The 14,160-nt window shown below is 41.6% G+C and carries 10 protein-coding genes; all 10 read left to right on the top strand.

What is annotated here, in order from left to right; genetic code table 11:
- A complete protein-coding gene (locus PJIAN_RS13750; RefSeq protein WP_068706040.1) occupies nucleotides 1–1,764 on the top strand; it encodes a RagB/SusD family nutrient uptake outer membrane protein in 1,764 nt (587 codons plus the stop codon).
- 35 nt (nucleotides 1,765–1,799) lie between these two features.
- Nucleotides 1,800–2,717, top strand: coding sequence for a hypothetical protein (locus PJIAN_RS13745; protein ID WP_068706038.1), 918 nt, complete (start codon nucleotides 1,800–1,802; stop codon nucleotides 2,715–2,717).
- A gap of 151 nt (nucleotides 2,718–2,868) precedes the next feature.
- Nucleotides 2,869–4,026, top strand: coding sequence for a Rid family hydrolase (locus PJIAN_RS13740; RefSeq protein WP_084252423.1), 1,158 nt, complete (start codon nucleotides 2,869–2,871; stop codon nucleotides 4,024–4,026).
- A 137-nt stretch (nucleotides 4,027–4,163) separates the two neighbouring features.
- On the top strand, nucleotides 4,164–5,285 hold the full coding sequence (locus tag PJIAN_RS13735) for a cytochrome c biogenesis protein CcsA (protein ID WP_172795619.1): 1,122 nt from the start codon (nucleotides 4,164–4,166) through the stop codon (nucleotides 5,283–5,285).
- A 132-nt stretch (nucleotides 5,286–5,417) separates the two neighbouring features.
- On the top strand, nucleotides 5,418–7,184 hold the full coding sequence (locus PJIAN_RS13730; RefSeq protein WP_068706029.1) for a DUF6057 family protein: 1,767 nt from the start codon (nucleotides 5,418–5,420) through the stop codon (nucleotides 7,182–7,184).
- A gap of 11 nt (nucleotides 7,185–7,195) precedes the next feature.
- Nucleotides 7,196–8,662 carry a TolB family protein gene (locus PJIAN_RS13725; RefSeq protein WP_068706027.1) on the top strand — a complete coding sequence of 489 codons (1,467 nt, stop codon included), beginning with the start codon at nucleotides 7,196–7,198 and terminating at the stop codon, nucleotides 8,660–8,662.
- A gap of 4 nt (nucleotides 8,663–8,666) precedes the next feature.
- Nucleotides 8,667–9,656: a Gfo/Idh/MocA family protein gene (locus PJIAN_RS13720; protein ID WP_068706025.1), complete on the top strand. Its 990-nt coding sequence runs from the start codon at nucleotides 8,667–8,669 to the stop codon at nucleotides 9,654–9,656.
- A 470-nt stretch (nucleotides 9,657–10,126) separates the two neighbouring features.
- A complete protein-coding gene (locus PJIAN_RS13715) occupies nucleotides 10,127–11,527 on the top strand; it encodes a sialate O-acetylesterase (protein ID WP_068706488.1) in 1,401 nt (466 codons plus the stop codon).
- A gap of 55 nt (nucleotides 11,528–11,582) precedes the next feature.
- On the top strand, nucleotides 11,583–12,815 hold the full coding sequence (locus PJIAN_RS13710) for a glycoside hydrolase 5 family protein (RefSeq protein WP_068706023.1): 1,233 nt from the start codon (nucleotides 11,583–11,585) through the stop codon (nucleotides 12,813–12,815).
- A gap of 182 nt (nucleotides 12,816–12,997) precedes the next feature.
- Entirely contained in the window at nucleotides 12,998–14,128 is a 1,131-nt protein-coding gene (locus tag PJIAN_RS13705) for an SGNH/GDSL hydrolase family protein (protein ID WP_236714412.1), read from the top strand.
- The last annotated feature ends 32 nt before the right edge of the window (nucleotides 14,129–14,160 follow it).

Genomic DNA, 14,160 nt, shown 5'->3' with positions numbered 1-14,160 from the left:
ATGAAAAAATTGATATATAATGTAATAGCAATTGCTTCTGCGGCTTTGCTTATGTCTAGCTGCGAGAGCTTTCTGGATACGAAAAACCTGACTCAGGCTACTACGGATAACTATCCGCAAACCGCGGATCAGGCAAAGCAGGTGGTAACAGGTATCTATAACCCGTTATCGTTATGGAATGCAAATCCCCAAATGTCTTTCCTGTATATCTCACAATTAGCATCAGACGATTGTCTTGGTGGTGGTGGAGAGAACGATAAACTGATGCAGTCGGAAGATTTGTTGATGAACAATGGGACCAATATGTTGCTCACTTTTTGGACAGATACTTACAAGGGAGTTCAACGTGCAAATACGGCCATCGAAACTTTAGGAAAATGTACAGGCTATGCCAGTGACGATCAAAAGAATCAATTACTTGGTGAAGCTTATTTTCTGCGTGCGTTTTATTACTATCAACTGGCTTCTTTGTTCGAAAATATTCCATTGACTACGAGCTCGGCGGCAACAGAATTGCCACAGTCCGCTCCCGATGCTACATGGGGTCAGATTATTTCCGACCTGAAGCAGGCGATTACTTTGATGCCCGCCAAAAAATTCGGAAGCGGATGGGTGGAATCAGGTCATGCCGATAAATGGAATGCAGAGGCTATGATGGGTAGAGCATTCTTGTTCTATACCGGCTTTTATAACAAGACAGACGTTACATTGCCTGATAATTCAAAAGTTACAAAGGCAGATGTTGTTACCTGGATTGATGACTGTGTGAATAATTCAGGTTATTCATTGGTTCCGGATTATCGTAATCTTTGGGGATATACTAACCGGTTAACGGTGAATGATTATGCCTGGACTAAAGGTAAAAAAGGTGTAGATGGAAAAGCTTTGAAGTTTGTTGAAGATGATAATGCTGTCAATCCTGAAGCGATGTTTGCTATCAAATTTTCAAAATTTGCTGACTGGGGTACAACTATTGGATACTCAAATGGATATGCTCTTCACTTTGGTGTTCGTGGTGCTCAGGATTATGCAAAAACATTTCCGTTCGGCCAGGGTTGGGGTGCAGGTCCTGTAGCTCCGAATTTATGGAGTGATTGGACAACTGCAGAGCCCAACGACACTATTCGTCGTCCGGGTACAATATGCAATATTCCCAATGAATTGACTAACTATACATACGGAGGATGGACTGATTACGTTCAGGAAACCGATTATTATGCAAAAAAATGGGCTCCTATTACAGCTAAAACAGGAGATTCCGCTAATCCTTATTCATCATTCGATGCGATTATGTATAGCTACACGGCACAAGCAACAAACATGCAGCTGTGGAATATTCATGATTTGGTATTGATTCGTTTTGCGGATGTATTGTTAATGCAATCGGAACTCAAGGGTGATGTTGCCGGTATCAATAAAGTGCGTGCCCGTGCCGGATTACCAGCTATTGGAACTTATAGTCTTGCCGCTTTGCAAAATGAGCGTCGTTGGGAGCTGGCTTGTGAAGGTGTTCGTTGGAATGATATTCGTCGTTGGCATATCGCAGAAACCGCTCTGGCTGCACAATCAGGCCAACCTGTTTATTACAAAGGAAAAGCAGAAACTAATGTAACTTCTCACAATGGTGGTGGATATGCAGCAAGATATAAAGCAACCAATGGATTTTTCCCGATTCCGGATACCGAAATATCGTTGTCAGGCGGTAAGTTCAAACAGAATGCCGGGTGGGGTACCACTGCATCGGAATATGCGGGATGGAAATAATGAGGATTGTTAAATGACTTAATTATCAAATGACTATGAATAAAATATTAAATATAGCTTTTGCATTGGCGTTTGCAGTCCTGTTTGTTGCCTGCAACCCGATAGAGAAAGATTTTGGCACAGGTGAAGTTGTTACTTCTACCGATCAGCTTAATGTGACTATTACGCCGGTAATGTTCAAAACGTATAAGACTAATAAATACAAAGTGCAATGCAAGAGTCCAGTCGTGTGCAAATGGAGTACAACAGCTTCTTATATCAGCAACGATACGACAGTATTGCTTTTGGGTAAAGGAGCTCAAAATATTAAACTGACGGCAATGGCTGCTGATGGCTCTTTGCTCACAAAAACGTATAGCGTAACTGTGGATTCACTGTATTATCCGGTTCCTCCTCAGTGGGGCTATTTGTGCGGCTCCAGCTCTAAAACATGGGTATGGGCTACTGATGTTACAGGAACTGCATTCCCGGGAGCAGCAGCTGGTAAATGTTATGGTAACGGTGGCTATTTGGCTAATAACTCACCGGGTTGGTGGACTTGCGGCCTTTCGGATCTGACAGGCTGGGGTGTTGCCAATGATAAAATGACTTTTAGTTTGGATGGCGCGTCTATGACCTTAGTTACAGGTAATAGTCAAACTGCAGGTAAAGGTCTGGCAGCCGGTACTTATGGAGGAACATATAGCTTTGATATGTCCAAAACAAAAGCAAGTTCAAGTCCTCCTTCAGCTTCAAACAGCAATACCTATGCAATTGGACAGTTGACTTTAAGTGGTGTAACCGTAAGCTTGGGCTTCCAGCCTAATGTGTCGGGATATCCATCTATTTATACCTATGATATTTTGTATCTTGACAATAATATCATGGTGCTGGAAGCTCCCGAACCTTCTACTACAGGAGCCTGGGGTACAGCCTGGTTCTGGGTATTCAAACGTCAGGGATATTCTTTCTGATGAATTACTTAGACAGTAAATAAGTCAAACTGATTATCTTGTATATTTGAATTTGTCAAATACAAAATAGAAAAACAGGTGTTCTTTATGTGATTATTAAAAGAAGACGGGACGTTTGTGCCCGCCTTCTTTTTGTCTTATAGGGCTTACAATGAATTATTGGTTACAAAAATATAGTGATGTTGGTGTTGTTGCCGAAGTAACGGGTTTGACGCCTCAGGGAAAAGTGCATGAATTTCAGGCTATGCTGCATGTTACTCCAAACGGAAGAAGCTTTTCTCAGCAACTGCAGAATTTAAGCAAAGGACTTTCCGATCTGACCAAAGAAACTTTTTTCGATGGGGCTAAGCCTGTTTTTGCGCGCTGCTTTCTGAGTGATGCGTCAAATCAGTATGATCTGGCAAAGCAGGCTATGGATAATCTGATGAATTGTCCGGTGAGTTATGTGCAACAACCACCTTTGGATGGTAGTAAAATTGCAATTTGGTTGCAGTTGGAAACCAATGTGTTGTGCCCTGATGAACTGACAGATGGATATGAACGTAATGGTTACGTGCATTATTATTCGGTCTTCAATTCAAGTTTTTTGGGTAAGACGGAATCATCGTATACTCAAACACATTTATTGCTGAATGCTTATGAACGAAAACTGGATTTGGCCGGTTGTTCTATTGGAGACAATTGCTTGAGAACCTGGTTTTTTGCCCGTGATATTGATTGTGACTACAGGGGAGTTGTTGAAGCACGCAAAGAAAATTTTCAAATTAACGGCTTGACTAAAGATACGCACTATATTGCAAGTACAGGCATTCAGGGCGGTGCAGCTGATTATCGCACAAAAGTTTTACTGGATGCTTATGCAATAAAAGGCATTGAAAAAGAACAGATTCGTTATCTGTACGCGTTGGAGAATATGAGCCCTACGTATGAATACGGAGTTACTTTTGAACGTGGAGTAAGCATTGATTTTGGAGACCGGAGGCGAGTGCTGATTAGCGGAACCGCCAGCATTGATAATAGCGGAAAGATATTACACGAAGGCGATATTGAAAAACAGGTTTCCCGTATGCTGGAGAATGTACATGCGTTATTGGATGAAACCGGTTGTGATTTTAGCAATTTAATGCAAATCATTGTTTATCTTCGTGACGTGGCTGATTACCAAAATGTGAAAAAACGATTCGACGAACAATTTCCCCATGTACCCAAGTCAATTGTCTATGCACCTATTTGTCGCCCGGGATGGCTGGTGGAAATGGAATGTATTGCAGTGAAGGAGATTCAAAATCCTCAATTCAGAGATTTATAACCGATGCTACCAAGCTTCTTGAAGTCAGCCTCAATCAAGTTGTGAATAAAAAAATACTTTGCATATTATCGGCTGTGATAGTTTTTGTGCTTGCGGGTGCAACAATTCTTGAGCGATTTTATGGAACAACCACTGTTATGGACTTATGTTACCATAATTGGTGGTTTGTTGCATTATGGGTGTTGCTTGCCGTCGTTGTTGTCATCTCGTTTATCCGCATAGGGAAAGCCCCGTTTCCCGTTTGGTTATTCCATTCCGCCATCGTTTTTATTTTGGCCGGAGCGCTGACTACTTTTATTTTCGGAGAGAAAGGAACAATTCATCTCAGGCAAGGTTTGCCTGCCAGATTTTTTTTAGACAATACATCCTCAGATTGTTATTCTCTTCCTTTTGCATTGGTTTTGAATCGGTTTGAAATAAAATACCACGAAGGAACAACACGACATAAGGATTATGTGAGTAGCGTGACAGTTGTAGATCGGAATGACAAAGCGCAAGAAATCGTATCAATGAACAATGTATTGTCGTATAAGGGGTATCGTTTTTTGCAGGGTTCATACGACGGTGATAACCAAGGTGTGGTTTTGCTTGTCAGTCATGATCCATGGGGGATGTGGCTGGTCTATTTTGGATATTTGTTATTCTCGGGAGGCATTGTTTTGAGCCTCTTTCGTCGGAGAGGAAAAATCAAACAAGGGCTTGCTAATTTGAAACCAAACCGGCAGGTGCTTTTCCCCTTTTTAGGAGCATTGATATTTGCCGGAGTTATCGTGCCTTCGTACGTATTATTACGTATGAGCCATAGTGAAAAATACTTACAACCGGTTTTGCAATCTTTTTGGTTAAAGCCACATGTGTGGTGTATAGCAATAAGTTATGCACTTTTTGTTTTAGTGGCGCTCAACTCATTAATGGCTTGTGTGCTGCGAATGAAAAAATCATGGCTGGAAATAGAGCATCTGAGAGTGACTGCGAAATTGATGCTTTATCCGGCTATCGTTTTTCTGGGAATCGGAATTTGTTTGGGCTCCGTTTGGGCCAACGAGAGTTGGGGCGCTTATTGGTCGTGGGATCCCAAAGAAGTCTGGGCATTGATTACTTTTGTCATATACGCAGTGCCCCTTCATGACGAAAAGATTAAATGGCTGCAAAATCCTTTGAGCTTCCATCTATACCTTATTTTTGCACTCATTTCTGTGGTCATGACTTACTTTGGAGTTAACGGCTTTCTGGGCGGAATGCACAGTTATGCTGGTTGAAAACCGGACAAAATACCGGTAATGTTGTCGTTTGAGGACTTTGTTTTGTGAACGATAATTTGTTTCTTTGAATTTGTAAACCTTAGCGGTGATTTTGACCAAATGTTGAAATGACTGCACAAAATATATACCATGAATAAAGTCCTGAAGTATTCCGGGGGGATACTGTCATTCAGTTTTGGAATAGCCGTTTGGTTGTTTTTTGCGCTTGCATACAGCAATCATCTTCATTACCAGGAACAGTTTCAAATGTTTCTGTTTACGTCCGATTATTGGGCAGATTTAATGAGCCGCCCCGGAGGTTTGGCTGATTATCTCGGGACTTTTTTCACTCAGTTTTATTACCATTCGTGGCTTGGTGCTTTCATCATTGCTCTGTTTTTAGTTCTTCTTCAACAACAGGTCTGTTTTATCTCTTCCAGACTGAAGGATAATCCGCTTCTTTACCCGTTGACATTTATTCCGTCAATAATCTTCTGGGTTTTATTTTGCGATGAAAATTATTTGCTGGCGTCACTGATTGCTGTTATGCTGACTCTGTTGGCCGTCCAACTCTATTTATACCTCAGAAATCCTTTGGTCAGAATCGTTTTTGCGGCAATGATGTTGCTTGCTTTGTACTGGCTGGTCGGAGGCGTTTTCTGGATTTTTGTATTGCTCGTTATTTGTGTTGAATTGTTCTTTTTTAGGCAGTTGACAAAATTTCAATGGGTTGTGCTGACAGCATTATTTGTAGTTTGCGTTGCGGTTCCTCCTTTACTTACCAAGCAATTTTTGCAATATCCGCTTTCCCGATTATGGTGGGGAATCAGTTATAACCGTTATTCTACAGTTTCACCGGTTCCTTTATTGCTGGCATGGATAAGTATTCCTCTTGTTTCGCTTATGTTCTTGCTCCCTGTTAAGCCGATGGGCTCGAAGCCAGCAATTTTGTGGTTGTGTGTCGAAGTTATCGCGTTGATTGTAGTTAGTGACTGGTTTGTGCGCCATTCCGTCGATGGGGCGAAAGAGGAAATTATGGCTTACGACTATAATGTGAGAATGCAAAATTGGGATCAGGTGATTGCAATGGGCGACCGAAAAACTCCCGATTCTCCACTTTCGGTTGCATGCCTTAATCTGGCTTTATGCAAGGAGGGCAAGATGAACGATAGCATGTTTCATTACTTCCAAAATGGGCCGGAAGGTTTGCTGCCGTCCTTTAAGCGGGATTTCACGGTTCCGATAATTGTATCGGAAATTTATTATCACCTTGGATTTCTCAATACGTCCATGCAATATGATTTTGAGGCCATGGAGGCAATTCCTGACTACAAAAAAAGCAGTCGCGCAATTAAAAGAATGGCCGAAGTCAACCTGCTGAATGGTGAGTATAAAGTGGCTGAAAAGTATTTGCATATGTTGCAGCATACTCTCTTTTATCGCAGTTGGGCTAATGAAGCTATGCAATGTATCGGGAATGAAACGAAAATGGATGCAAATCCCGAGTGGGCACAATTGCGTCAGTATCGCATGAAAGAAGATGTGTTGTTTAGTGAAGAGCAGAAAGACCAAATGCTGGGCCTGTTGTTTATGAATTGTAAAACCAACCGAATGGCGTATGAATACCTTATTGCATATACATTGCTCAATAAAGATCTTAACCATTTTGTTCAATATTTCCCTATAGGAAAGACGTTGAATTATAAAGAAATACCGGTTCATTATCAGGAAGCCTTGCTCGCTTTCTGGGCTGGTTCGGGTCGCAAAATGGCGGACTTCCCATGGCCGGTGAGTCAGACGGTTGGAGAACGATTTAATAATTATGCCCGGTTAAGCTCTTCCGGCGGATATGCAGAGGAACAAATTAAAAATCTTTACTCACAGACCTACTGGTATTACCTTCAATTCAGAAAATAAATACGGTGATTATGAAACGCAATTTAGTATACATATTTCTTCTTTTAATTATTCTATCGGCCTGTAACGAATCGGTAAAATCGCCGGTGATGGTCAATGCGAAACCAGCACTTTATCCTGATTATACAGATGTTACGGTTCCGGCTTCCGTTGCGCCTCTCAATTTTACTATTACCGCAGAGAAGTTCGACCGGATTGATGTTGTTATTTCTGGTTCTAAACACGGAGAACTGCATGTTCAGAGTAAAGATATTGTTCAATTTCCACATGACGAATGGAAACAATTGCTTTCTGATAATAAGGGCAAAGATTTGAAAGTGATTGTTAGCTTAAAGCAGGATGGAAAATGGAAACAATATCAACCCTTTGCTATTCATGTGAGTGCGTATCCGATCGATTACGGACTGGTTTACCGAATGATTGCTCCAGGTTATGAAGTGTATAGCAAGATGGGAATCTATCAGCGCGACCTTTCTTCTTTTGACCAGAAAGCAATTGTCGAGAATACCTTGGTTACAGGTTCCTGCGTGAATTGTCATGCCTTTAATAAGAATAATCCGGCCGAGATGAATCTGCATATAAGGGGAGCTAACGGCGCCACCATGTTGCTTGTAAACGGCAAAATGGAATTGTACACAACCAAAACCGACAGTACGATTTCGTCGTGTGTTTATCCTTATTGGCATCCATCCGGAAAATACATTGCCTATTCTGTCAATCAAACCCGGCAGGCATTTCATGTGGTGCGAAACGAGCGGATAGAAGTTTTTGATCAGGCGTCGGATGTGGTGGTTTATAACATAAAGACCAATCAACTGACGACTTCTCCACTGCTTAAAACAGCCGATTTCGAAACTTTTCCTGTGTTTTCTCCTGATGGAAAAACGTTGTATTTTTGTCTGTCGAAAAAGCAGGATATTCAATCCAATTACAAACAAATCAAATATAGTTTGTGTAAAATAGCTTTTGATCCTGCTTCGGGAAAATTTGGAAATAAGATTGATACTGTGATCTCTGCTGCAAAGACAGGCAAAAGTATCTCTTTCCCACGGCCATCTTTTGATGGTAAATATCTGATGTACACTCAGTCGGATTATGGCAATTTTTCGATTTGGCATCGAGAAGCCGACTTGTATTTGCGTGACTTAAAAGCAGGAGTAAGTCGTCCATTGACAGAGGTGAATAGTGAAAATACCGAAAGTTTTCACGACTGGAGCAGCAATTCTCACTGGTTTGTTTTTAGCAGTCGCAGAGGCGACGGATTGTACACCCGACTGTATATTGCATCTGTCGATGACAAGGGTAAAGTGTCAAAACCATTCTTGTTGCCACAAAAAGATCCTCGTTTTTACGATGCCTCTTTGTTTTCATACAATGTGCCGGAATTTGTAACTGCGCCAGTCAGGGTGAATGCCAATGAGCTGGAAAAAGGATTGTTGAAGAAGGATAGAAAGAAAATGACTTACACAAAAGAATAAATTTATGAAGAATACAATAAAATGGGGAATTCTGGGGACCGGATGGATTGCACGCAAATTTGCAGATGCTCTTCAGGTTGCAGACAATTGCGAATTATATGCCGTGGGTTCGCGAACGAATGAGAGTGCTAATCATTTTGCTGCAGATTATCAGCTGAATGTGGCATACGGATCGTACGAAGAGCTGGTGAAAGATCCGCAGGTGGATGTGGTTTACATAGCAACGCCGCATAATCTACATCTTGAAAATACATTACTTGCATTGGATAACGGCAAACATGTGTTGTGTGAAAAGCCGATGGGAGTCAATGAGCAGGAAGTAATTCGTATGATTGCAACAGCGAAGGAAAAAAATCTGTTTTTGATGGAGGCTCTCTGGAGTCGGTTTTTGCCTCACATTATCAAGACAAGGGAACTGATTGAAAGTGGTGCTATCGGTGCGGTTAACTTATTGACAGCGACTTTTTGTGTCCGATCTGAAAATGGACCAGAGCATCGTCATTACAATGTGGATTTATGCGGAGGAACCATTCTTGATATCGGAATCTATAATATTTTCCTGTCGCTTTTTCTGTTTGGTAAGCCGGAGAATGTTTCTGCTGTTGCAACGCTGAGTGATCAGGGGATTGATACAAATTGCAGTTATTCTTTTACTTATCCTGAGAATAAACTTTCAGTGATGTATTCCTCTTTTCTTGCAAACCCCGAAGTGGTTGCTGAAATTCATGGAACGGAAGGGGAAATTTCCCTTGAACATCTCTGGTTCTGTCCGGGCAAAATCACACTGACAAAGAAGAATGGTTCGGAAGAAATATTTTCTTTTGATATAAAGAAAAATGGCTATGAATTCGAGGCCGAAGAGGTTGCCCGGTGCGTTCTTAACGGACAAACTGAAAGCAATTTGTGGAGTCATAATGAGAGTTTGTTGTTAGTGTCAACGATGGATGATATCCGAAAGAAGTGTGGTGTTGTGTATCCTCACCACGACCTGTGATTCTAAATCACGCCCGTCAAACCGGAGTCGGGTTAAAATTATATTATTGGTAGACCATTTTAGTCTCCAATCAACAGAACTGGCTGATACGATCTGAATATTTCGTATCAGCCTTTTTTGATTCCCGCATTTCTTCAATAAAATTGAAAAGGAATTTTGGGCTATGTGTTTGTTTTATAATAGTATGCACTTAGTCTTTAGATGTTTGTTTTGAGTGAGGTTAAGAAGTGGGAATCGAATGGATGAACATGGACTTTATCATTTGATTTGTTCCGCTAAGAAAGTATTAGGTTTTGATAAAATTGTACTTGAAACAATAGCTTGAAATAAGCTACTTTTGTGTGAATGATTAATGGTTCGAAAAGCAACCAATAAGTATGCTAAGAACAGCCTGAGAGCCATTGACTACGAACAAGAAACATTGTATTAGCCTTGATTATTTCTGTTTTAGCGATAGAAACTAAATGACCATGAAACGAACATTATTATTCCTGCTATTTCCCGCATTTGCTTTATGTGCAAGTGCTCAACCTGCTTTACGCCTTCCGTCCATTATCAGCAATCACGCTGTTTTGCAACAATCTTCTTCTGTAAAACTTTGGGGTTGGGCTCCCTGTACCTGGCCAGTGAAAATTTCTTGTAGTTGGAATCCGACAGACACAGTTTTTGCAAATCCGGGCAAAGATTGTGCCTGGAATGCCTCAGTAAATACTCCGAAAGCCGGTGGGCCATACAGCATTACATTTATCAGCGATAAACAAAAGCTTGTAATTGACGACATCCTCACGGGTGAAGTGTGGTTGTGTTCCGGGCAATCGAACATGGAATACAACTTTTCATGGCCGCAAGGTGTTCTTGATGCCGGGGATGCGGTTGACAAATCGGCCAATCAATCTATCCGTTTTTTTCAGGTAGGCCGTGGGTATAATAATTTTCCCCAAACCAATTGTGAAGGCGAATGGAAGGTATGTTCTCCGGAAACAGTAAAAGGGATGAGCGTGGTTGGCTATTTTTTCGGGAAGAAACTGAATGAAGTGACAGGCAATCCGGTTGGCATGGTGGCTTCCTACTGGGGCGGTACCTGTGTGCAGGCATGGACTCCCGGTTTTGTTTTTGATAAAGATCCGGCACTGGCTAAGACAGCGGCTAAAGTAAAACCGGTCAGTTGGGCTCCCGTAGAATCGTCGGCCATCTATAATGCGATGATATATCCGATAGTTCCCTACAAAATTGCAGGAACAATTTGGTATCAGGGAGAAGCCAATACGGATAATCCCGAAGATTACGAAACGCTCTTTTCGTCAATGATTAAAGGGTGGCGTCAGGCCTATCAGAATGATTTTCCGTTTTATTTCGTGCAAATTGCACCATGGAGTGGCTATGGTGGTATTAGTGCCGCTTTGCTTCGCGAACAGCAGGAGTCTGCACTGGCTTTGCCCAATACAGGTATGATAACGGTAGGCGATTTGGTTGATAACATCAAAGATATTCATCCGCGGATTAAGAAGGAGGTCGGTAACCGTTTGGTCAACATTGTGCTGAAAGAACAATACGGAGTAAAAGACCTCCAGCCATATTTTCCCAGATTCGCAGGTGTGACGATTGCGAAAAGCAAGGCTTTTGTCAGCGTGAAATCGTTGTCCAGACTTAGTTGTAAGGAAAAGGAGATAAAAAGTTTTCAGATAGCAGGTACCGATAAGAAATTTTATCCGGCAACAGCAGTGGTAGATAAGAAGGGCAACATAGTTGTGAGTGCAAAAGAAGTTGTGGAACCGGTTGCCGTGCGTTATTGCTTTACAAATGATGGGGTTCCAAATTTGTTTGATTCGAACGGATTGCCATTGATGCCGTTCAGAACCGATAAATGGTAAGATTGCTATGGGTAAAAAAATATATAGTTGTTTATTCGTGTTTTTAATGCTTTCTATGTCGATGAATGCTGTGGATAATTTTGTCAGGGTCACTGACGGACAATTGACCCGAAATGGGAAACCGTACCGTTTTATTGGAATGAATTATTGGTATGGTTCGTTGCTTGGAATGAAAACCGGAGACCGTGCTCGTTTGGGACGCGAACTCGATTTTTTACAAGAACAAGGCATCACTAATTTGCGGGCAATGGTGGGCGTAGAAGGCATTTCAAGAAATGATTCGCATCTCAAATTTCCACTCCAGCCAAAGCAGGGTGAATACGATGATGCCGTTTTGGATGGACTCGATTACTTCCTGGCCGAAGCAGCAAAACGGCATATCACAGTTGTCCTTTTCTTATCGAACAATTGGGAGTGGTCGGGCGGTTTTGCCCAATACCTAGAATGGAACGGGAAAGGCGCTTATCCTTATCCAAGCGAAGCGGGGTGGGGCACTTTCATAAATTTTGTGGGTAAGTTCTATAACTGCGATGAATGCAAGGAAGCGTTCAATCGTCATTGCAAATACATCATCAGTCGCACAAACCGATACACACACAAGCCATATACCGAAGATCCTACCATCATGGCATGGGAAATTGCCAACGAGCCACGTCCCGACGGAAGCCAGAATAAAGCAATTTATAAACAATGGATCGGAGAAGTATCGCATTTGATCAAATCGCTCGATAAAAATCATTTGCTTACCACGGGAACCGAAGGAGAAAAAGGAACGGAAGAAGATATCGAATTGTGGAAGGAAATTCATAGTTTCCCGGATGTGGATTATACAACTATTCATATATGGGCTAAAAACTGGAGCTGGATGGATTTCTCCGATTTCGACAAAACGTTCGCCGTTACCCGAGAAAAAATGAAGAAATACGTTCTCGATCATGCGCTGTTAGCCAATCAACTCAATAAGCCAATGGTGATTGAAGAAATAGGATTCCCCCGTGATGGCCATTTGTTCGATCCTGCAACATCCACGACTCATCGGGATCAATATTTTGCCGATCTGTTTGGCTTGTTCGATAATAAATTGAAAAGCCTGCAGGGAATCAATATCTGGGCTTTTGGTGGCGAAGGAAGAGCTTCGGATGCCAATTATAAATGGAAAAAAGGCGATCAGTTTGTGGGCGATCCTCCACAGGAAGAGCAAGGTTTGAATAATATTTTTGATACGGATAAAACTACTCTGGAACTGATCTTTAAGTACAATCACAAATTGGCAAAATCTGTTCGGTAGAAAAACAATCCGTCAAGGCTTTGTAAAGTATAGAATGTATCTTTGTCATTCAATTTTTAAAATGAATGATAGAATGAAACGAACATGTTGCTTTACAATGTCCGGGTGGTTTCGACAGCTACAGGAAAATAATTTCAGCGACATGGAGTTCCATACTACCTTGAACAAAAAATTATTTTAGTATGAAAAATCTAATGACAAAGAGAGTGTTGATCCCGCTTTTGTGCGGAGTGTTGTTGAATGTAACGGGTGTTTTTGCACAAAATAAAGCAACTTCCCGTTATAAAGTGTTTTCTGGAACTGATCCTAATGTGGAATATATTGGGCGCACGGCTCAGAATAACGGATCTGTTTCTTTCGATTGGACTGGCGTTCATTTGAGAACACAGGTTGTGGGCGGTTATCTGGCTGTGAAAATAGGCGATACCAGGGGCGATTATTTCGATCTTTTTGTAGATAGCAAGCTTGCTAAAACGTTCAAGGTAAGTCGTGATACAGTTGTTGTGCTGGTGTCGAATGCAACTCCGGCAGCACATCAGGTGATGTTGTACAAACGAACTGAAGGTGAGCAGGGAACAGCAACCATTTATCAGTTCATGACAAATAAGAATGGAGCGTTAAAGAAATGCACCGGAACTCCGATCCGTAAAATAGAGTTTATCGGTAATTCAATTACCTGCGGTTTTGGCACTGAAGTGACAGACGGGAAGGCTCCTTTTTTGCCTTCAACAGAAAATAGCAACCATAGTTATGCATCGATTGTATCAAGATACTTTAATGCCGATTATCATTTAACAGCACATTCCGGTCGTGGTGTTGTGCGGAATTATGGAGACAAAAATCCGATGTCTCATCCGGCAACGACCATGCAGCGATTGTTTTTTCAGACTTTCGATATTAATCCTACAGTAGAATGGGACTTTTCAAAGTGGAAGCCTGATGTAGTGGTGATTAAGCTCGGAACCAATGACCTGAGTAATCCCGCAATATGTCCTACCGAAGATCAATTTGTAAAAGGATATCTCGATCTGATTGCGTCTGTTAGAAAAGTTTACGGGAACATTCCGGTGATTTGTATGACATCGTGCATGTCGGGCGAAACGCTATACCAGTATGTACAACGCGTTGTAAAAGACAGTAATGATAAGAATGTCCATTTTGTTGGTTTAATGCCGTCGTTGCTTAATGTTGCTACCGATTTCGGAGCATGTATGCATCCCAACTATGAAGGACAAAAGAAAATGGCTTCAATACTCATTCCCCACCTGTCAACCATTTTGGGTTGGCCAATGACAAACAAGGTGGTTGAGTAGAACATGATATCAATTGTTGAAAATAAATTGAA

Origin of the sequence: Paludibacter jiangxiensis (assembly GCF_001618385.1) — a bacterium.
Classification (GTDB): Bacteria; Bacteroidota; Bacteroidia; order Bacteroidales; family Paludibacteraceae; genus Microbacter; species Microbacter jiangxiensis.
Note: the sequence above shows the minus strand (reverse complement) of the source record. Positions and strands in the feature narration are given on the sequence as shown.

Coding starts and splice junctions, on each gene's coding strand:
- PJIAN_RS13750 (WP_068706040.1), top strand. CDS start 1: ATGAAAAAATTGATATATAATGTAATAGCAATTGCTTCTGCGGCTTTG.
- PJIAN_RS13745 (WP_068706038.1), top strand. CDS start 1,800: ATGAATAAAATATTAAATATAGCTTTTGCATTGGCGTTTGCAGTCCTG.
- PJIAN_RS13740 (WP_084252423.1), top strand. CDS start 2,869: ATGAATTATTGGTTACAAAAATATAGTGATGTTGGTGTTGTTGCCGAA.
- PJIAN_RS13735 (WP_172795619.1), top strand. CDS start 4,164: ATGGACTTATGTTACCATAATTGGTGGTTTGTTGCATTATGGGTGTTG.
- PJIAN_RS13730 (WP_068706029.1), top strand. CDS start 5,418: ATGAATAAAGTCCTGAAGTATTCCGGGGGGATACTGTCATTCAGTTTT.
- PJIAN_RS13725 (WP_068706027.1), top strand. CDS start 7,196: ATGAAACGCAATTTAGTATACATATTTCTTCTTTTAATTATTCTATCG.
- PJIAN_RS13720 (WP_068706025.1), top strand. CDS start 8,667: ATGAAGAATACAATAAAATGGGGAATTCTGGGGACCGGATGGATTGCA.
- PJIAN_RS13715 (WP_068706488.1), top strand. CDS start 10,127: ATGAAACGAACATTATTATTCCTGCTATTTCCCGCATTTGCTTTATGT.
- PJIAN_RS13710 (WP_068706023.1), top strand. CDS start 11,583: ATGTCGATGAATGCTGTGGATAATTTTGTCAGGGTCACTGACGGACAA.
- PJIAN_RS13705 (WP_236714412.1), top strand. CDS start 12,998: ATGAAAAATCTAATGACAAAGAGAGTGTTGATCCCGCTTTTGTGCGGA.